Here is a 20,255-nt window from a genome sequence, read left to right as displayed (position 1 = left end):
TGTTGATTCGCACCTCTACCATGTAAATCATTGCTAGTGTTGTTCGTTTCAAATGAGTCACGATTATATTTCTTACTCATATTTATTCCTCCTATAAGAAATGCACTTAAACAAGTAAAAACCTCATTTAAGTGCATTTGATTGAATCATATTAAAAGTTTTTCTCAACGTTTGTAGTGTAATTTTGATTTGCATCATTAGCTACAGAGTTAGCTCTGTAGTTTGCACTTCCTCTACGATAGTGTCTATTTTGCCATTTGTCAGCAATTTCCATTGCAACATTTGACCATTGAACTACTTGAGAAATTTTATCTTCATTTTGAGAAATATTATGTGTGATTGAGTTAGTCACACGATCAACTGAGCTATTTAAAGTTTGAACTGAGTCGCCAATACCTTTAACACCATCAACAACAGAGTTTAAACGTTCAACTTTACCTTGAATGTCTTCAGTTAAGCGATTAGCTTTATGAAGTAAATCAGTAGTTTCACGAGTAATACCTTGAACTTGACCTTCAACACCATCAAGTGTTTTAGCCACATGATCTAAATTTTTCTTAACTGAAATTAAAACTACGACAATTCCAATACATAAAATTAAGAATGCGATTGCAGCAATAATTCCAGCAATTGGTAAAATCCAATGCATAAAAAACGCCTCCTAAATATTCTTTTAAAATAAAAGTCATTAATTATAAATACCCATAATAATTATATATAAACATATTAGAATTCTTTTGACATACCAATTTTTTCTTCATAAGCACGTTGAATTTTTTGAATATCTCCGGCACCCATAAATAGAATAACAGCATTATCAAATTTTTCTAATACATCAATACTATTTTCATCGATTAACGCAGATCCGTCAATACGATTTATTAAATCTTGGATAGTTAATTCTCCAGTATTTTCACGTATTGAACCAAAAATTTCACATAAAAATACGTGGTCTGCTTTACTTAATGCATCAGCAAATTCATCTAAGAAAGCTTGAGTTCTTGAAAACGTATGAGGTTGGAATACTGCAACGACATCTTTATTTGGATATTTTTTTCGTGCTGTTTCAATTGTAGCACTAATTTCTCTTGGATGGTGAGCATAATCGTCTACTAATACTTGTTTTGAAACAAAAGTTTCATTAAAGCGACGTTTTACACCGCCAAATGTTTCTAAAGCTTCTTTAATATTATTAACATCCATTTTTTCAAGATAACTAATTGTAATAACTGCTAAGGCATTTTGAACATTATGATTACCATATTGTGGTGTTAAAAAGTGATCATAGTATTCTCCATTAATATACACATCAAACTGAGTACCATTTTCAGTTATTTGTATATTATCTGCATATACATCATCGTTTTTACTAAGACCATAATAATAAATAGGTACATCTGCTTTTAGATTTCTTAAATGTTCATCATCTCCCCAAGCAATAATCGCTTTTTTTACATTATTTGCCATTTCTTGGAAAGCACTAGCAACATCGTCAATATCTTTAAAATAATCAGGATGATCATAATCAATATTTGTCATAATTGCATAATCTGGGTGATAGCTTAAAAAATGACGTCTATATTCACACGCTTCAAATGCAAAATAATCACTACCTGGTAAACCCATTCCTGTACCATCACCAATTAAGAATGATGTTTTCTTGTCTCCATTCATAACGTGAGATAATAAACCAGTTGTAGACGTTTTACCATGAGCACCTGTAACTGCTACCGATGTATATTGATTAATGACTTGACCAAGAAAATCATGATATCTAATCACATCCAACTTTAATTCATGTGCTCTAACAATTTCTTCATGTGTATCAGGAAATGCATTACCTTGAATAACTACCATTCCTTCATGTATATTATCTACACTAAATGGTAAAATTTTAATCCCTTTATTTTTAAGTGCTCCTTCTGTAAATACATATTTTTCAATATCTGAACCTTGAACTTCATGTCCTAAATCGTGCATAATTTGTGCTAATGAACTCATTCCTGCACCTTTAATTCCGACAAAATGATAATGCGTCATATCCATAAAACTCCTTTAAAATTAATCTTTCTTTAAATCTGCCTCAGTAATAAATACATCTCTTGGTTTAGAGCCGTTTGCTCCAGATATATAATCTAGTTGTTCTAATTGATCGACGATTCTTGCTGCACGATTATAACCAATTTGGAAATGTCGTTGGATTAATGAAGTAGATATATGTCCTTCTTTGACCATAAAACTACAAACATCATCAAATAATTCATCTCGTGCTTGAGTTTGAGTCTTTTTCAACAATTCTTTTTCTTCAAATAAATATTCTGGTTCTCTTTGTGCTTTGATGAAATCAACGACATCATCAATTTCTTCATCAGATACAAATGTACCTTGTACACGTATAGGTTTATTCATACCACTACCTAAATATAGCATATCACCGTACCCTAATAGTCTTTCAGCGCCTCCACTATCAATAATAGTTCTAGAGTCCACGCTTGAAGACACCATAAATGCAATACGGGTTGGTATATTAGCTTTAATAAGTCCAGTAATAACATTAACTGAAGGTCTTTGTGTCGCTACTAACATATGAATTCCACAAGCTCTCGCTTTTTGAGCAATTCTAGCAATAGATTGTTCTACTTCTTGTGGAGCCATCATCATTAAATCTGCTAATTCATCAATAACAATGACTATCTTAGGCATACGTTGTTCGTAAGACGCTTTTTTATTGAAAGCAGTAATATTGCGTACGTGATATTTTGCAAACAGTTTATAACGTCTTTCCATCTCTTCAACAGCCCACTTTAAACTTTGAGTAGCTGCTTTAACATCTGTAATAACTGGTGAAACAAGATGTGGTAAGTCATTATATGGCGCTAATTCAACCATTTTTGGATCAATCAATAATAATCTCAACTCTTCTGGATGATTTTTATATAATAATGACATTAATATACTGTTAATACATACAGATTTACCTGAACCTGTCGCTCCAGCTATTAAAGCATGAGGCGTTTTAGCAATATCCATTAATAATGGCTCATTATTAATCCGATTACCCATAGCTACTGTTAATTTAGATTCAGTATCTTTAAACTTAGGTGATTCTAAGATTGATTTTAAACTTACTTTTGAAGAATTTTGATTTGGTACTTCAATACCTACCAAGCTTGTACCTGGAATAGGTGCTTCAATTCTTATATCTTTAGCGGCCAGTGCCATCTTTAAATCATCTTGCAAAGCAGTAATTCTCGAAACTTTCACACCTTTTTCAACAGCTAACTCAAATCGTGTTACACTTGGACCTACAGTCACATTTTGAACTTCTGCAGGAACATTAAAGTAATAAAACGCATCATTTAATTCTTGTTTTTTCTCTTCAATCCATGAGTTATCAATTTGATGAATTTCCGGATCTTCTAATAATTCAAGACTTGGTAATTTAATATTAGGACCTTTTCTAATCGCAGCTTTACTTTCGTGTTGCTCGTTTTCATCTTGATCTTCATTCTGAGTATTTAATGTCATAGATATGGCTTGTGTATTTTCATTTTGTACATTTGAAAGTTCACTCGTTTCATCTTCTTGATTATCTTGAAGTGATTGTTCATTAATATTCTTTTTAATATGCTCTTCATGATTATTAGTCGCTTTTACTGATGGACTTGAACTTGGTGTACTAACTGATTTATTTTCCAATTTTGTCTCTGGTTTTAATTCTGGAACGCTAACTTTATTAGTTTTTTTGAATTTTTTAGCATCCATCAAACGTTTTTTGTCAGATGGCGTCATTACAACGTTAAAAGGTTTACTACCCGGAATGATTGAGGATTTAATAGATGATGAAACATCCTCATTTTCAACGATTTGTTTGTTATCATCTTCTAATTTTTCATCTTCAGTGTTAGATGATGAGTCATGAACTGAATCATTGTTATGTTCAATTTGTTCAGAAGCATACTCAGTATCTGTCTCAATTGCATTATCAATTGAATGGTCAATGTCATCATCGTTATGATTTGATTGTTTAGTTACCTCTTCATTCGAAGAAGCGTTCATCTCATGATACTTTGCTTCCTCTACTTCTTCTTTTGAAGTATAATTATTGTCTTGCAATTCATTAACTTTACTTAAATGAGCATCTTCATTTTTATTAAGATGATGCTGTTTGTCTTTAGTTGAATGTATAGGTGATACGTTAAGATTATCGTCTGACAATGGCTCATCATTATGTTCGTCTGTAGATGTCGTATCATTAACTTCTCGTACTTCTACATCTTTATCATTAACAGTTTGAATATTTGGGACAGATTTCAAATCAATTTCTTCATATTGATACTGCTCATCATCGTCATCATAATTAGATGTATTTGAATCAGTTTGAGTCCCTTCATCAATCACATGATTATTCATCGTATTCTCATTTGAGTCTTCCATTTTATCAGTACTATCTTCTGTATATGTCGTTCTCTCTTCATCATTATTTTCTTCATGATCTAGAGAACTCTCTCCAGTGTACTGCTTAGCTTGATTTGCATACATTTCATCAATGACTTTTTGGATTTCGTTATCATTATCCGCTGATTGTTGACGCTTATTCTGTAAAGCTTCTTTAAACTTACGTTTTTGTTGTGCTTTTTTTTCTCTTTCACGTCTAATTTCTTCTACTATTTGTGACGCATAAATATTCTCAATATTCACCGTATTATCTTTTTGAGAAAAATTAGGAACGTTACTTTTTGAAGATGTAGTTTCATAAATATTAGAATTTTGATCATTAATAATTGAAACATCAGTATCTTCATACTTAGTTTGACTCAACGGTTCATTTTTAGACTTGCTTATATTTGTTTTTACATCATTATCAGATACTCGTTGTGCTGTTTGATCTTGTTTTGAATTATGTTTCTCGTCATTATGATTATCGTCATTCTCATTCTCTTTTAGTGGAGGGATAACACCGTTTTCAATTGGTCGGCGTTTTTTTGTACCAAATACTGCAGACGGTACTTCTGAAGTTCTAAAACTTGAATGGTGATATGTAGAATTCGATGTCGTTTTATAGTTTGCTTTAAAACGCTCCGATTGTAATTTCACATGAGAATGATTATTTGTATGCTTATGATATTGAGAAGTCGTTTTTCTATTATTTTTATCATTTAATTGTGTACTATTCAACGACTTATTACGTTTATTAGAAGGTCTTTCTTTAATTGAAGGCACTCCAGTATCATCATGATTTGTATACTGTCTTCTTCTGCGTCTTCGAGTATCTGTTGCACTGTCATAAGTTTGAGGATAGTCATTATTATTATCTATTTCATCATAACTGTAAGCGCCATAACCAAATTCTTTATCAACTTTAGGTGATTTCTGCGACATATATTCATCTTCATCAACTTCTCTGTAAACCGCTTCATCATATGTTTCAGCATCTTGCCCTAAATCAATAGGAAAACGAAATTTTCCACGCGGACGATCATAGATATCATCATTTTCAGGAAGTAAGGTATGCTCACCATTCTTTTGTGTTTCTGAGTTATGTCGACGTTTATTTTTTCGTCTTAGTAATTCTTCATCAGAATGTTTATCATTGCCAAATAATTCATCAAACCAACTCATACTTCCACATCCTTCCTAGTTTTTTTAATCAAAAAATGCATTGCCTACTTTATAATCATCAGACAATACCATGATTCCTTTTTCTTGAGGTGCATTAGGCAAGTTCAATTCTCTCATTGAACAAATCATACCACTTGATGCAACACCACGTAATTCAGCATCTTTAATTACCATTCCACTTGGCATAACTGCACCGACTTTAGCTACGACAACTTTTTGACCTGCTTCTACATTTGGCGCACCGCACACGATTTGTAGTTTTTCACTACCAACATCAACTTTCAAAATACTTAATTTATCTGCATCAGGATGCTTTTCTTTAGTTTCTACATAGCCTACAACAAATTTAGGTGATAAATCCGCTTCAAGTTGATAATCAAAACCTGCATTTGTAATTGATTGTTGTATAGCTTCTACAAGCGTTTCATTTAATTTAATATGACCCTTACTATTAACTGAATATACTTTTGAAAAATCGAAAATATTAAATCCAACAATTTGATTTTCATGTTTAATAGCAACCACATTATTTTTTATTTCATATTCAAAAGGCCCATCTGTTGGTTCAATTTGTAAAAATGCAACGTCCCCTACGCCTTCTTTATTATAAAATAAATTCATTTAAATTCTCCTTTTTACGTATTATTAGTTATTTTTTATTAAATTTTTTACGATTCGCTTCTAAACGTTGAATAACGTTTGGATCTCTTTTTTGTTTATTATTTTTTCCTAAAATAAAAATCGGCTCTAAATGTTCTTTTTTATAACCAAATGAAAGTGACGTTATAGGTACAAGTCCCTTAGTAAAAAATTCCATCGTCAAGTGTGCCATAACATCATAGCCTGTTTTATTGCGTATATCAGCAATAATTAATACATCTTGATGAGGAACAGCGACTAACATTTCACCTTCACATTGAGCTTCAATGTCATTTAAAAACTTTGTATTTAAAATACGACTCGCATCATATCCGTCATTTGAATTGATAAAATAAAAAATATTTCCTTTTACTTCATCTGTTTTATATTTATTCTCAAGTTTACGTATATTAAACAACGACATTTCTTTAATTTGTTGTGAAGTTAAACCTAGTGTTTTTAACATACTTTCATCAATTAATCGGTACGATTTTCCTAAATCAAGTGCATAATAAATATTAGTTTCTGCAGTATGTTCTTCAATAACAAATTGATGACCTTCTTTAGTTTTTTTATCAAAACTAGTTGATCTTATTACAGGCATAACTTGAATATCTTTCATTTTAGATAGACCATTATCATCCATTTGTGCAATTGCCTCTTCAACATAATAGATAATTTCATCAATGATTTTCTCTTTTTGTTCTTCATACTTCGCTACAACTGCATTAAGTTTGATAGTTACGCCTTTAAAATTATCTCGTCTATATATACGTAATGTTTCTTCTTCACGATCAAACTTAAAATCAACGTCTAAATGTTTTAAACGTTGTTTTAATGTATCTCTCATTTGAAAGACGTTCATATTAAAACACTCCTATTTTCGCACCTTACAATATTTTACAATAAAAAGAGCTCCAGTTACAGAAAAATTAGGCTATTCTTTCATATAAATAAGAAGTTTAAGTCCTAATTACTCATTTACACATATTGACTTAAAAATGAATCTATTTGTTCGATTGATTTTCGTTCTTTTCCAATATAACTTCCCATTAATTCACCATTTTTATATACGAGAAAACTTGGAATACCCATGATATCATTTTCAATTGCTAAATCTATAAATTTATCTCGATCTACTGATACAAATTTAAAATTAGAGTATTTTTTTTCTAATTTCGGTAAATCTGGTTCAATCACTTTACAATCTGGACACCATCCAGCTGTAAATTCAAATACCGTTTGTTCATTTTTTAATTCTTCAAATTGTTTTTCAGTTTCTAATGTAATCATATTATTTCTCCTCACTTTGAAATTGTAATGTTAAAATGTTTTCATTTGTTAAGTGACTCACAGCTTGTTTTAATAATTCACGCGCGGCATAATAGTCTCTAATATCAAATACCGCATCTGTACTATGAATATATCTTGCACATACGCCTATAACTGCTGTAGGTACACCTTTATTTGCTTTATGGATTTCTCCCCCATCTGTACCACCTGGTGAAATATAGTATTGTGAACGAATATCAAATGTATCAACTAACTCCAGTAGATAGTCTCTGAAACGTGGAGAGAGAATCATTGTACCATCTTTAATTCGAATTAATGTTCCTTCACCTAATTGACCAGATAATTGCTGTTTACCTTTAATATCATTTGCAGGAGAACAATCTACAACGAATGCTATGTCTGGCTGTATTAATTCAGTTGATGCTTTTGCACCTCTTAATCCAACTTCTTCTTGAACATTTGCACCCACATATAAATCTACATCTAATTCTACATCTTTGAGTAATTCTAATATTTCAATTGCTAAGACACAACCGTAACGATTATCCCATGCCTTAGCACTATATCGATGTTCAGATAATTGAGTGAATGGTGTAAAAGGAACAATTGTGTCCCCTATTTCTATTCCACGTGATCGAACTTCTTTATCACTTTCTGCTCCTATATCTAACATTAAATCTTTAATCTCAGGAACCGCTTCATTACCTGTTCTAAAATGTTTTGGTATATTCGAAACTACACCTACAATTTTTTCACCTTTTCTATTTTTAACCTGCAGTCGTTGTCCTTGCCATATATCATTAGATACGCCGCCTAAATTAGTAAACTGTAACATGCCATTTTGAGTGATGTTCGTAATCATAAAGCCAATTTCGTCCATATGAGCCGCTATCATCACACGCTTTGCATTTTGTTTTTTTGATTTTTTTACACCAAAAATACTTCCCATATGAGTTGTTATCACTTCATCTACAAATGGTGTCATTTCTTGTTTCATGTAGTCACGTACTTCTTCTTCAAAGCCTGGTGCTCCATGTAATTCTGTTAATGTTTTTATACGAAATAAAGTTTTATCGTTTTCCATTACATAAACACGCTCCTTAAATGTATTATATCATTTTGATTATGGTAAACTAATAATAAGAACTATTAATAGAAAGGTTAGATTCGATAATTATGACTTGTCAGACTATAAAATATATCTCCATTCCCATCGTAATAACTATAGGAGCATCTACGGCTTTTATACTCTATCGTACATTGAAAAACAAAAAAGTAAAAAATCCGGATAGAATATTAGAGGAAGTAAAATCATATTTTATGGATATTAAAGGTTCTTACATTCTTCATGAACCTTTACAAAATAAAGAGCAATATTTAAATCGTCTTGTTTATCAAGGTGGTATTACTCAAAATAAAAACAACCGTGATATAGAGTATACTTTCTATGCTGATGCACACACAGGTGAAATACTTACTATTGAAGAAAATTAATATTATTTTTTGATATTTAAAAAATATTTTAATACTTTTTTCACTTCATATTTATATTTTAAATTACATTTGTTTGATGTTTTTATTAATTTTTTATCATTTTCGAACTTAACAGTAAAGTAACGATTACTATGATAATACAAAAATCAATAATCATTTTAGATGAAATATGGACTAAATTTTTTCTTTTTCTCTTATATATTGCATGGATGTTTATCATATGTACTTATATTTATCATAAAGAGCAATAAATGATAAAACAACACACGAGCGTAAGAATGTATTTGCTTCTTACGCTCGTGTGTTGGATTTAATATATTATTTATTAATTTTTATGAAATTTGGCTTCCATTCTATAAATACGGGAACCTTTATCAGAAAATTTTTTCTCATATTCAGTTAATATATTATCTTCATCATCTTCATCATGAAGATTTAAATTTAACTTTGTAAAATACATTCCATATTGTGACATGCTTTCAAGACTATAAGCAAATAAACCTCTATTATCTGTTTTAAAGTGTATTTCTCCATCTTCTTTAAGAATTTGTTCATATAGAGCTAAAAAAGTGCGATACGTTAAACGACGTTTTGCATGTCTTTTTTTTGGCCAAGGATCCGAGAAATTTAAATAAATTCTAGATACTTCATTCTCTTTAAAGTACTCATTTAGTTCAATTGCATCATTGCAAATCATTTTTAAATTTGTGAGTCCTTTATCCTTTACTTTATCAAGCACTTTATACATAACGCTTTTTTCACGTTCTAAAGAAACAAAATTAATTTCAGGATGTTGCTCTGCAAGTGTAGTTATAAATTGCCCCATTCCTGAACCGATTTCAATATAGATTGGCTGTTTCTTATCAAACCAATCACTCATTTTGCCAGCATGCGAACCATCCATGTCTACTAGGTCAGGATGTTCTTTCAAATAATCTTCTGCCCATGGTTTATAACGGACTCTCATGTATTAAATCTCCTTAAATAAATAAATTACTATTCATTACCTCATTTAAAAATTTGAGCCATGTGTTCATATCTTTAAATCTTTTTTGTTCTTCATACCATTGAATCATGCCGATTGATTGAATCACAGTATACCATTTCATACGTTTATTTAAGTCCATACTTTCTTTAACACCATAAGTATTGAACCAGTTAGACCATTGTTGTTTTGGAACGTAGTTGTATAGCAGCATACCAATATCGATGGCTGGATCAGCAATCATTGCACCTTCCCAATCTACTAAAAATAACTCATCACGATCAGAAAGTAACCAGTTATTATGATTAACATCACCATGAACTACTGTAAAGAAACGTGAATCTAAATTAGGAATATGATCTTCCAAGTAAGTTAATGCTTTTCGAATAATATGATGGGTTAATACGTCTCTAGATAAAGAAGCATTAATTTTCTTTAACATAATATTTGGGGTAATAGGCTCCATTTCCATACGTTTTAACATATTAAGTAGTGGTTTTGAACCATGTATTTTTTTGAGAAGTTCAGCAACTCTTCTTTGAGACATTTCAGATGGTGTAAGTTCTCTACCATTTTTCCAATGTTGTGCTGTTACCACTTCGCCTGTTTCAATACGTTTTGTCCAAACTAACTTAGGCACAATACCTTCTGCAGATAAAGCTGCAATAAATGGATTTGAGTTACGCTTAAGAAATAATTTTTGTCCATCTTGTTCAGCCATATACGCTTCTCCAGATGCTCCACCTGCAGAATCAAGCGTCCACCCTAATTGATAAAACTGCTCCAACTCGTTCACCTCACTTTCAACTAGAAAATGGCTCGAGAAATATAGTTTTTCAAGAGCCATATATCTAATTTAATCATCGCTTTTTATCTAACGATTATATTTCTAACTTTGTTTTTGTTATATTGATAAAATTATTATTTAAATGTCTTCAAATCATTTAAATTTTTTACGTTATCTCTTTAATCACTCAATGATGATTTTATAATTTTTAGCTTAATTTTTCAACTGAAAATGAGAAACAAAATGATACATTTTACTAGTATGAAAAAGCTAAAATCCCGAATGCTTTATAAATATTATAACATATCATATACATCATCGTTGAAGAAATTTAAAGTTAATTGATACTTTTTGATTCAATATACTTTTCGAATCCTTCTTGTAATTTTTTAGTAATTGGACCTACTTTACCATCATTTACAATTTCGCCATCAATCTTAACGACAGGTGTTACTTCAGCAGAAGTACTAGACACAATGACTTCATCTGCATTTTTTAAGAAATCAACTGTAAATGTTTCTTCATTAAATGGTATGTTGTCATCTTCAGCAACCCATTTAATTACTTTTCGAGTAATACCATTTAAAATGTAATTATTAACGGGATGTGTATAGATTTCGCCATCTTTAATCGCATACACATTACTTGACGCACCTTCAGTAACAGTTTCATCTCTATGTTGAATGGCTTCTGTTGCATTATATTTAACTGCATATTCTTTAGCAAGAACATTTCCTAATAAATTTAAACTTTTAATGTCACAACGTAACCATCTAATATCTTCAACTGTTACAGCATTAATGCCATTTTCAAAGTCGTCGTATGGACGATCATAACTTTTAGCAAATGCCATAATAGCAGGTTTAACTTCTGGAGTTGGGAAAGAATGGTTTCTTGGTGCTACACCTCTTGTCGCTTGAATATAAATTCCACCATTTTGAATGTCATTGATTTTTAAAAGTTGTCTTACAATATCTGTTAGCTCCTCGACAGTATAGCCTAAATCGATTTGAATTTCACTCGCACTTCTAAGGAACCTTTCAAAGTGTTCAGTTACTGTAAATAATTTACCGTTGTATGCACGAATATATTCATATATACCATCTCCAAATACATAACCTCGGTCTTCATAAGACACTTTTGCGTCTTCTTGATTTAAAAATTCTCCGTTAATAAATACTTTTGTCATTATTTATCCCTCCACACATAGTGAATAAATTGCTTCTAAATAGATACTTGTTGCGTTGAATAATTGTTTTTTAGTAATATATTCATTCTTTTGATGCATTAAATCCTCTGAATCTTCAAACATAGCTCCAAATGCAACACCTTTGTCTAAATTACGTGCATAAGTGCCTCCACCAATTGTATAAGGTTCTGTCATATCACCTGTTTGATTTCTATAAGCAGTGACAAGTTTTTGTACAAATGGATCATTTTTATCTACGAAATGAGGTTGTTGAACTTTACCTAATTCTATTTCAAACCCTTGAGATTTGATTTCATTTTTAAAACGTTCTAAAGCAGTTTCAAATTCGAAGCCTTTAGGATAACGTAAATTGATACCAAATTTGCCACCTTTTTCTTTATCATACGTAATGATACCTACGTTTGCTGTCACGTCTCCCATAACATCAGTATGGAACTTCATACCCATTTTTTCACCAAAATGAGATTCATGTAAATAACGATTACTAAATTCAGCGAATTCTTTTGCAGCTTGATTAAGATTCAAAGTTGATAGGAAGTCAATAAGATATAAACCAGCATTCACACCAAGTGAAGGATCCATACCATGGACGGCTTTCCCTTCAACAGTTAATATCAATTCACCATTATCTACAACCGCTTCACCTTCTAGTTGACGTTGGTCTAGATAATGTTCGAAATGTTGAACTACGTCTGTCATATTTTTTTCAACCAAAATATGTGCTTTAGCATGATCAGGAACCATATTATAGCGTTGACCAGATTTAAATGAAAGAAGTTTTGCTTCTGAATGATCAGTATGATGTGAGCTTACATTTTGGACTAAATCAAATGTTGTAATTCCTTTTTCACCATGAATAGCAGGGAATTCAGCATCTGGTGCAAAACCTAAAGCAGGCATTTCTTCTGTTTTGAAATATCTTTCTGTACATTTCCAGTCAGATTCTTCATCTGTACCAATAATAATATGAATACGTTTTTTCCAATCTACATTCATTTCATTTAAAATTTTAACTGCATAGTAAGCTGCGATAGTTGGACCTTTATCATCAAGTGTACCTCTTGCCACAATAGCATCATCTGTTACAACAGGTTTAAATGGATCAGAATCCCAACCGTCTCCAGCAGGAACGACATCTACATGACATAAAATTCCCAATACATCTTCACCTTGACCTGCTTCAATTCTTCCAGCAATATGATCAACATCATGGGTAGAAAAACCATCTCTTTGAGCGATTTTATACATATAATCAAGAGCTTCACGAGGTCCAGGGCCAACTGGTGCTTCCTCTGAAGCTTGACTATCATCTCTCACACTCTTGATTGAAAGTAATCCATTTAAATCTTCAATAATTTGACTTTCATATTCTTGTACTTTTTCTTTCCACATTAGAGATCAACTTCCTTTTCAATAGATATACCTATTATTTTACATAAATCTAGTATTAAATGACAACAAGATGTCAGAAAATTTCATAGTACATATAAAAAAAGAAGTGAGAAAAAATTTTCTCACTTCTTTAAAATTTAAGTTTAATGTCTATCGTCTAAGGCATTATGATTGTTTTTCAAATCTTCTTCAGTGACTACTCTTAAATTATTATTAACAGTTGCGCCACCTTCATCATCAAATTTACCTTCTGCTAATTCATGTGTATCATTTTTTTTAGTATTCACATTAGTGAATTTAGATTTTTCATCTTGTAATAAAGATTTAGGATCATTTTTTAAACGATTTGCATAACCTTGTGGGTCATTCTTTACGTTTTGAATTGTTTCATTTGCTTTTGAGCTAATATCATTAACTAGCCCTTTCGCATTTTGTTTATAGCCTTCTGGATTTTCTTTATATTTATTATACTCAGCTTTTAATTTATTTCTGCTACTTTCACGTGATAATGCTACTGCAGCCGCTGCAGCACCAATTCCTGCCACAATTCTTAATAAACCTGCACTTTTAGCCATCATATTACCCCTTTTCTCTTTTATTACTATAAAAGTTTTAATTCTTCTGAAGTTAGTAAACGATACTCTCCAGATTTTAAGTTTTCATCTAACGTCAAATTAGAAATTTTAAGACGTTTTAATTCTAATACCTCATTATCAATTGAATGAAACATTCTTTTCACTTGATGATACTTTCCTTCATAAATAGTAACTAAAGATAATTTATGATCTAGTTTTTCAAGTTGTGCTGGTTTTACTTTGCCATCTGATAGTTCAATTCCATTTTTAAAAGCAATAATATCTTCGTTTTTAATAGGATATTTAGAGGTTACTTTATACGTTTTAGACACATGTTTAGATGGACTCATTAAATTATGGTTAAATTGTCCATCATTAGTAATAAGTAATAAACCTTCAGTATCTTTATCTAGTCTGCCTACTGGAAATATATCAAGATGACGGTAATCATCAATAAGATCTATCACTGTTTGATTTATATCATCATAAGTAGCAGAAACATATCCTTTGGGCTTATTTAACATAATATAAACATGATTAATATACTCTATTATTTTGCCATCTACAGTAATTTCATCTTGCTCAGGATTCACTTGGGATTTAGGCGATTTTTCCACTTTATCATTAACTTTGACACTATTTTTCTTTAAAAGCTGCTTTACCTCAGTACGCGTGCCAACTCCCATATTCGATAAAAATTTATCTAACCTCATCTTAAGAATCCAACTTTACGTCTAATCTTTGCTGGTAATTCACCAAGAAATTGATCAGCTAATCGATTTTTAATTGTGATACCGCCATACACTAATGCACCGATAATAACCCCAACAAATAATATAATCATTGCTCCAAATTTACGTTCTACAGGGACAAAATGACCTAAAATTAAGTAAACAATTTCTACACTAATCATCATAATTAAACTATAAATAAAAATTTTCGCTACTTGCACAAATGTTTCTGTAAATTCATATTTCGCATATATTTTTAAAATAAAGAAATTTGCTGTAATCGCAAAACTCAATGCAATAGCAGTACTTAAAATTGCTCCTGCAGTATGGAAAGTCATAATTAATGGAATATTAAGTGCTAACTTTAATACAACGGCTCCTAAAATGACAAACACTGTCAATTTTTGTTTGTCTATACCTTGTAACATCGAAGCAGTAACACTAAGTAAAGAAATTAATATTGCTACAGGGGCATAGATAAATAACATTTTGTTTCCATCTGGATTATATTGATAGAAAACTGTATATAAAGGTGCAGCCAGTGCCATTATCCCTAAACTTGCTGGAACTGTAATATACATTAATACACCGATTGATGTTTTAATTTGACGATGCATTTCAGTTAAACGACCTTCTGCATATGTTTTAGTAATATATGGTATTAAACTTACCGCAAAACCTGCTGCAAGTGATGTTGGAATCATTACAATTTTATTGGTTGTAAAGTTTAATATCGTAAAGAAATAATCTTTATTTGCATGGAATCCTGCTGCATCTAGTGCATTGTTATGTGTAAATTGATCAACAAGGTTAAATAATGGAAAGTTTAAACTAACAATTACAAACGGAATACTGTATGCAATAATTTCTTTATACATTCTTCCATAAGAAATGTCTAATCCTGTACGATCAGACTCTACCATTTTTTGAATGTGAGGTTTACGTTTTTTCCAGTAATACCAAAGAGTAAATAAACCTGCAATTGCTCCCACAGCGGCTGCGAATGTAGCTACACCATTAGCTTGTAGATATGTACCATGAAAAACATTTAAAACTAAATAACTACCTATTAATATAAATATAATTCTGGCTAATTGTTCAGTAACTTCAGATACAGCAGTTGGACCCATCGATTGATAACCTTGGAATACCCCTCTCCATGTTGCTAATAGTGGGATAAAAACCACTACTATACTGATGATACGAATAATCCAAGTAATCTCTGGTACTGTCCATCCACCTTTTCCTTCTTTTTGACCTAAAGTAATAACTGCAATATCAGGTGCTAAATAAAACAATATTAAAAATCCTATAATACCTGATATCGACATTACGATAAAACTCGATTTATAGAGTTTCTGTCCAACTCTATATGCTCCTATTGCATTATACTTTGCTACAAATTTTGAAGCTGCTAAAGGCACTCCAGCTGTCGCGACAGCAATAGCAATATTATAAGGAACATAAGCATAGTTAAATGGCGCTAACTTTTCCTCCGCATTTGCACCCATAATCGCATAAAAAGGAATTACAAATAAAACACCTAGAATTTTAGTAATTAAAATACTAAATGTTATTAAAAAGGTTCCGCGCACCATTTCCTTATTTTCACTCATATTCAATCTTCCTATCTTTAATTTAATCAAACTATGTCGTTATACATCTGTCTAAACTAAGGACTTGCATTACTATAAAATATATCACAAAATACTTATTGTTTCTCGTTTCTTTTTAAGTTTTTTTTGTCAATTATTCTCACTATTATTAAATAAAAATATTGTAAGTTTTTTATTTATGTATTTAATACACTTTTTAACGCAAAATTCTACTTCGGTTCGCAAAATAATAAGTATTTATGTAGAATATAAATGTATGATAACGGAGGTTAATATATGTATCAAACAATAATCATTGGCGGTGGACCAAGCGGATTAATGGCAGCAGTTGCTGCGAGTGAAAATAGTAGTAAGGTTCTATTAATCGAAAAGAAAAAAGGTCTTGGAAGAAAATTAAAAATTTCTGGTGGTGGTAGATGTAATGTGACTAATCGTCTACCTTATGAAGAAATCATCAAAAATATACCCGGAAACGGTAAATTTTTATATAGTCCATTTTCAAAATTTGATAACGAATCCATAATAGAATTTTTTGAAAGTCGTGGTATAAAATTAAAAGAAGAAGATCATGGAAGAATGTTTCCAGTTTCAAACAAATCACAAGATATTGTTGATACTTTAGTTAATACAATTAAGAATAACAACGTTGAAATTAAAGAAGAAACTGTTGTTAATGACATTTCTAAAAATGATCAATCTTTTATAGTAAAAACACAAGATGGCGAATTTGAATCAAAAACAGTTATTATTGCGACTGGTGGAACAAGCGTCCCCCAAACTGGATCCACAGGTGATGGCTACAGATTTGCTAAAAATTTAGGTCACACTATTACTGAATTATTCCCTACTGAAGTCCCTATTACATCTAGTGAATCTTTTATTAAGAATAAAACCCTTAAAGGCTTAAGTTTAAAAGATGTAGAATTATCAGTTTTAAAGAAAAATGGTAAAAAACGTATTAGTCATCAAATGGATATGATTTTTACACACTTTGGTGTAAGTGGACCAGCTGCATTACGTTGTAGCCAATTCGTTTATAAAGAACAAAAAAATCAGAAAAAACAAGACATACAATTACAGTTAGATGTATTTCCAGAGATTTCTTTACAAGATTTAGAAAATAAAATAAAGAAAATCTTAAGCGAAGAACCAGACAAATATATAAAAAATGCACTGCGTGGTTTAATAGAAGAAAGATATTTATTGTTTATGCTAGAACAGGCTAATATTAATGAAAATACAACATTTCATCATCTTTCAAATCAACAGTTGACTCACCTCGCAGAACATTTCAAACAATTCATTTTCACTGTTAATGGTACCCTTTCGATTGAAAGAGCCTTTGTTACTGGTGGTGGCGTTTCTCTTAAAGAAATATGGCCTAAAACAATGATGTCAAAAATTCAACCTGGCTTATTTTTATGTGGAGAAGTATTAGACATTCATGGTTATACAGGTGGCTACAATATTACAAGTGCTTTAGTTACCGGCCACGTCGCTGGAAACGAAGCTAGACAATTTATATATACTTAAAAATAAAAAACACTCCAAAAGTTAAGTAAAATTATAACTTTTGGAGTGTTTTTTATTTCATATTTTGAATACGAAGATAACTGAATTTATTTTTTATTATTTATCTTCTTTTTTTCTTCGTTTTAATAATAATAGCAGACCACTTAATAATGTGAACTCAGCTAAAGATAATAATGAGTTTTCATTTTCACCTGTATAAGGTAGAGTATTTAATTTTGAATGATTATTATTCACATTAAATTTATTATTAAAATTATTAAATGTAACTTTGTTGTCATTAACCAATCCAAAGTTATTTTCAAATTGCTTAACATTCACATGTTCAATCTCATTAATAGTCACTCTCGTTAATTCATTAATATCATTAGTAGTCACATTTTCAACTAATTTATTTAAGGCTTTCATAACATAAACATCAATTTGTTTATAAGCTTTATTTCTATTATATTCTGATATATTTGTTAATCCTTTAATATACGCTTTACGTTTATTTGCTACATCAAAAATTTGGGCTTTAGCTTTCAATTTTACTTTGTCGATTAGAACTATTTTATTAAATTCTTGAAGATAATGTATTTTTATATTATCAACTTGTTTATTAGTTTGAGCTTGGTTTACTTTTTCTTCTGCTTTTTTATATGATTCATCAAGTTTTTGTTTTATGAATAGTTTTTCATCTATTGTAAATGTTTGATCAGATGATACTTTATCTTTTAATTTTTGTAATTCCACTTCTAATTTAGATAAAGCATCTGCTTTTTTAATAACTTCAACTTGAATACTATTAATTGATTGTTTACCTTGCTCTGTAGTCTGATCGACATCTGAGTTAGTATTGGCACCTTCGAGCAGTTTTTTAGCTCTCATTACTGCCTCTTCTACTTTTTGTTTTGCTGCATCCTTTTCTTCTTTTGTTGCGTTTGGTGTTTGATCAATTTCTGCTTTCTTTTGTTTAGCTAATTCGTCGATAGTTTGTTTAGCTACAGATTTTTTAACTATTTCTGGTTGGATTTCATCAATAGCATGTTTACCACTTTCTTTGGCTATTTCAACATCAGAATTAGTCGTAGATTGAGCAATATTATTCTTTGCTTTTATAACTTCTTCATCTACTTTTTGTCTAGCCACATCCTTTTCTTCTTTTGTTGCATTGTGATTATTCTCAATTTCTGCTTTTTTAATTGTTGCTTCATCATCTATCGCTTGTCTAGCTAAAGATTTTTGTATTGTCTCTGGTTGAATATTAGATATAATTGAAATTCCAATTTGAGTTGATTGATCTACTGTATCATTCGTTGTAGATTGATCAACATTATGTTTCGCTTTTGTTGCTGCTTCATCTACTTTACGTTTTGTCATTTCTTTTTCTTCATTCGTTGCTTCATGATTACTATCAATTTCTGCTTTTTTTGCTGTTACTTCATCATCTATAGATTTTTTGGCTTGTGTTTTTTTCAAAGCTACCGCATTAATGTTATTTATTGCACTTATACCATTAATTTGTGCATGATCTACATTGGAATTATTTATTGATTGATCAACATTTCTTTTAGCTTTATTAACCTCATCATCAATTTTTTGTTTAGCTATGTCTTTTTCTTCTTTTGTTGTCGAATTATCTTGATCAATTAGATTTTTTCTAAGAGTTGCTGCTTCATCTATCGCTTTTCTTGCTTCAGCTTTTTTAACTACTTCTGGTTGTATATTTTCAATAGTATTTTTACCAGTTGTTTTAGCATTATTCACACCGTCATTTGTTGTAGCTTGATTTATATTATTTTTCGCTTTTATAACTTCTTCATCAACTTTTTGTTTTGCTGCTTCTTTTTCTTCTTCAGTTGCATCTAGCATTTGATTAATTTTTTCTTTTTTTACTTTTGCTACTTCATCAATTGCTTGTCTTGCTAAAGATTTTTTAACCACTTCTGGTTGTATATTATTGATCTCTGTATTTCCTGTTGTTTTTGCTTGATCCACTGCATCATTTGTTGTAGCTTGATCAATATTATCTTTTGCTTTTGTAGCTTCTTCATCTACTTTTTGTTTTGCTACTTCTTTTTCTTCTTCAGTTGCATCTGGTGTTTGATCTATAATTTTTTTCTTAGCAATTGCAGATTGGTCAATTTCATGTTTTGCCTCTACTTTTTTTATAATTTCAAGTTGGATTGTATTAATAACATTTATCCCTTTTGTTTTCGCGTTATCAACTCCATCATCATTTTCTGCTTCGTTGATATGAGTTTTAGCTTCTGTTAACGCTTGATCCACTTTACTTTTCGCTGCTTCTTTTTCTTCTTCAGTTGCTTCTTGCGTTAAATCAATAGTTGCTTTTTTAAGTTTAGCTAAATCATCAATTGCTTGTCTTGCTTCTGATTTTT

General features: G+C 30.6%; 17 protein-coding genes. 2 read left to right on the top strand and 15 right to left on the bottom strand.

Features of this window, described 5'->3' with window-relative positions; genetic code table 11:
* Positions 1 to 151: 151 nt before the first annotated feature.
* The 7 genes from HMPREF2578_RS08785 to HMPREF2578_RS08755 all read right to left on the bottom strand — a co-directional run bounded on the left by HMPREF2578_RS08785 (position 152) and on the right by HMPREF2578_RS08755 (position 8,638).
* Entirely contained in the window at positions 152 to 649 is a 498-nt protein-coding gene (locus HMPREF2578_RS08785) for a DUF948 domain-containing protein (protein WP_002449680.1), read from the bottom strand.
* Positions 650 to 726: 77 nt separating this feature from the next.
* A complete protein-coding gene (gene murC / locus HMPREF2578_RS08780; RefSeq protein WP_070508392.1) occupies positions 727 to 2,040 on the bottom strand; it encodes a UDP-N-acetylmuramate--L-alanine ligase in 1,314 nt (437 codons plus the stop codon).
* A gap of 21 nt (positions 2,041 to 2,061) precedes the next feature.
* Positions 2,062 to 5,622, bottom strand: a complete 3,561-nt coding sequence (locus tag HMPREF2578_RS08775; protein ID WP_037541143.1) for a DNA translocase FtsK — start codon at positions 5,620 to 5,622, stop codon at positions 2,062 to 2,064.
* 24 nt (positions 5,623 to 5,646) lie between these two features.
* Complete coding sequence (gene ytpR / locus HMPREF2578_RS08770) at positions 5,647 to 6,243, bottom strand: YtpR family tRNA-binding protein (RefSeq protein ID WP_017176343.1); 597 nt, start codon at positions 6,241 to 6,243, stop codon at positions 5,647 to 5,649.
* 28 nt (positions 6,244 to 6,271) lie between these two features.
* Positions 6,272 to 7,126: a DUF1444 domain-containing protein gene (locus HMPREF2578_RS08765; protein WP_017176344.1), complete on the bottom strand. Its 855-nt coding sequence runs from the start codon at positions 7,124 to 7,126 to the stop codon at positions 6,272 to 6,274.
* A gap of 116 nt (positions 7,127 to 7,242) precedes the next feature.
* Positions 7,243 to 7,554: a thioredoxin family protein gene (locus tag HMPREF2578_RS08760; protein WP_002449688.1), complete on the bottom strand. Its 312-nt coding sequence runs from the start codon at positions 7,552 to 7,554 to the stop codon at positions 7,243 to 7,245.
* Between the two features lies 1 nt (position 7,555).
* Entirely contained in the window at positions 7,556 to 8,638 is a 1,083-nt protein-coding gene (locus HMPREF2578_RS08755) for a M42 family metallopeptidase (protein WP_017176345.1), read from the bottom strand.
* Between the two features lie 92 nt (positions 8,639 to 8,730).
* Between HMPREF2578_RS08755 and HMPREF2578_RS11450 the strand changes: the two genes are divergently transcribed.
* Positions 8,731 to 9,048 carry a PepSY domain-containing protein gene (locus tag HMPREF2578_RS11450; protein ID WP_037541145.1) on the top strand — a complete coding sequence of 106 codons (318 nt, stop codon included), beginning with the start codon at positions 8,731 to 8,733 and terminating at the stop codon, positions 9,046 to 9,048.
* Positions 9,049 to 9,373: 325 nt separating this feature from the next.
* Here HMPREF2578_RS11450 and trmB read toward each other — a convergent pair whose 3' ends face one another.
* The 7 genes from trmB to HMPREF2578_RS08715 all read right to left on the bottom strand — a co-directional run bounded on the left by trmB (position 9,374) and on the right by HMPREF2578_RS08715 (position 16,344).
* Positions 9,374 to 10,015 carry a tRNA (guanosine(46)-N7)-methyltransferase TrmB gene (gene trmB, locus HMPREF2578_RS08745; protein ID WP_002449690.1) on the bottom strand — a complete coding sequence of 214 codons (642 nt, stop codon included), beginning with the start codon at positions 10,013 to 10,015 and terminating at the stop codon, positions 9,374 to 9,376.
* Positions 10,016 to 10,028: 13 nt separating this feature from the next.
* The gene (locus HMPREF2578_RS08740; RefSeq protein ID WP_002488010.1) at positions 10,029 to 10,820 is read right to left on the bottom strand and encodes a phosphotransferase family protein; all 792 of its coding nucleotides are present in this window, start codon (positions 10,818 to 10,820) and stop codon (positions 10,029 to 10,031) included.
* 337 nt (positions 10,821 to 11,157) lie between these two features.
* Entirely contained in the window at positions 11,158 to 12,009 is an 852-nt protein-coding gene (gene dat, locus HMPREF2578_RS08735; RefSeq protein ID WP_002488018.1) for a D-amino-acid transaminase, read from the bottom strand.
* 3 nt (positions 12,010 to 12,012) lie between these two features.
* Entirely contained in the window at positions 12,013 to 13,422 is a 1,410-nt protein-coding gene (pepV, locus tag HMPREF2578_RS08730) for a Cys-Gly-3M3SH dipeptidase (protein ID WP_002488011.1), read from the bottom strand.
* 143 nt (positions 13,423 to 13,565) lie between these two features.
* A complete protein-coding gene (locus HMPREF2578_RS08725) occupies positions 13,566 to 13,997 on the bottom strand; it encodes a YtxH domain-containing protein (protein ID WP_002488017.1) in 432 nt (143 codons plus the stop codon).
* Positions 13,998 to 14,023: 26 nt separating this feature from the next.
* Positions 14,024 to 14,710, bottom strand: a complete 687-nt coding sequence (locus HMPREF2578_RS08720) for a pseudouridine synthase (protein ID WP_017176347.1) — start codon at positions 14,708 to 14,710, stop codon at positions 14,024 to 14,026.
* Entirely contained in the window at positions 14,707 to 16,344 is a 1,638-nt protein-coding gene (locus HMPREF2578_RS08715; protein WP_017176348.1) for a putative polysaccharide biosynthesis protein, read from the bottom strand. Before HMPREF2578_RS08715 ends, HMPREF2578_RS08720 begins: the two co-directional genes overlap by 4 nt.
* A 276-nt stretch (positions 16,345 to 16,620) precedes the next feature.
* Here HMPREF2578_RS08715 and HMPREF2578_RS08710 point away from each other — a divergent pair, with 276 nt between their 5' ends.
* On the top strand, positions 16,621 to 17,877 hold the full coding sequence (locus HMPREF2578_RS08710; protein WP_017176349.1) for a BaiN/RdsA family NAD(P)/FAD-dependent oxidoreductase: 1,257 nt from the start codon (positions 16,621 to 16,623) through the stop codon (positions 17,875 to 17,877).
* A gap of 96 nt (positions 17,878 to 17,973) precedes the next feature.
* Here HMPREF2578_RS08710 and HMPREF2578_RS08705 read toward each other — a convergent pair.
* A partial coding sequence (locus HMPREF2578_RS08705; protein WP_176743752.1) for a DUF1542 domain-containing protein occupies positions 17,974 to 20,255 on the bottom strand: 2,282 nt, incomplete at its 5' end.

Origin of the sequence: Staphylococcus sp. HMSC072H03, assembly GCF_001809305.1 — a bacterium.
GTDB lineage: Bacteria > Bacillota > Bacilli > Staphylococcales > Staphylococcaceae > Staphylococcus > Staphylococcus hominis.
This window is presented reverse-complemented; position numbering and strand designations above follow the sequence as displayed.

Bases quoted from the DNA above. Each gene is read 5' to 3' on its own strand.
- HMPREF2578_RS08785 (WP_002449680.1), bottom strand. From the start codon at position 649: ATGCATTGGATTTTACCAATTGCTGGAATTATTGCTGCAATCGCATTC.
- HMPREF2578_RS08715 (WP_017176348.1), bottom strand. From the start codon at position 16,344: ATGAGTGAAAATAAGGAAATGGTGCGCGGAACCTTTTTAATAACATTT.
- HMPREF2578_RS08710 (WP_017176349.1), top strand. From the start codon at position 16,621: ATGTATCAAACAATAATCATTGGCGGTGGACCAAGCGGATTAATGGCA.
- HMPREF2578_RS08760 (WP_002449688.1), bottom strand. From the start codon at position 7,554: ATGATTACATTAGAAACTGAAAAACAATTTGAAGAATTAAAAAATGAA.
- HMPREF2578_RS11450 (WP_037541145.1), top strand. From the start codon at position 8,731: ATGACTTGTCAGACTATAAAATATATCTCCATTCCCATCGTAATAACT.
- HMPREF2578_RS08765 (WP_017176344.1), bottom strand. From the start codon at position 7,126: ATGAACGTCTTTCAAATGAGAGATACATTAAAACAACGTTTAAAACAT.
- HMPREF2578_RS08755 (WP_017176345.1), bottom strand. From the start codon at position 8,638: ATGGAAAACGATAAAACTTTATTTCGTATAAAAACATTAACAGAATTA.
- HMPREF2578_RS08725 (WP_002488017.1), bottom strand. From the start codon at position 13,997: ATGGCTAAAAGTGCAGGTTTATTAAGAATTGTGGCAGGAATTGGTGCT.
- murC (WP_070508392.1), bottom strand. From the start codon at position 2,040: ATGACGCATTATCATTTTGTCGGAATTAAAGGTGCAGGAATGAGTTCA.
- trmB (WP_002449690.1), bottom strand. From the start codon at position 10,015: ATGAGAGTCCGTTATAAACCATGGGCAGAAGATTATTTGAAAGAACAT.
- pepV (WP_002488011.1), bottom strand. From the start codon at position 13,422: ATGTGGAAAGAAAAAGTACAAGAATATGAAAGTCAAATTATTGAAGAT.
- HMPREF2578_RS08775 (WP_037541143.1), bottom strand. From the start codon at position 5,622: ATGAGTTGGTTTGATGAATTATTTGGCAATGATAAACATTCTGATGAA.
- dat (WP_002488018.1), bottom strand. From the start codon at position 12,009: ATGACAAAAGTATTTATTAACGGAGAATTTTTAAATCAAGAAGACGCA.
- ytpR (WP_017176343.1), bottom strand. From the start codon at position 6,243: ATGAATTTATTTTATAATAAAGAAGGCGTAGGGGACGTTGCATTTTTA.
- HMPREF2578_RS08720 (WP_017176347.1), bottom strand. From the start codon at position 14,710: ATGAGGTTAGATAAATTTTTATCGAATATGGGAGTTGGCACGCGTACT.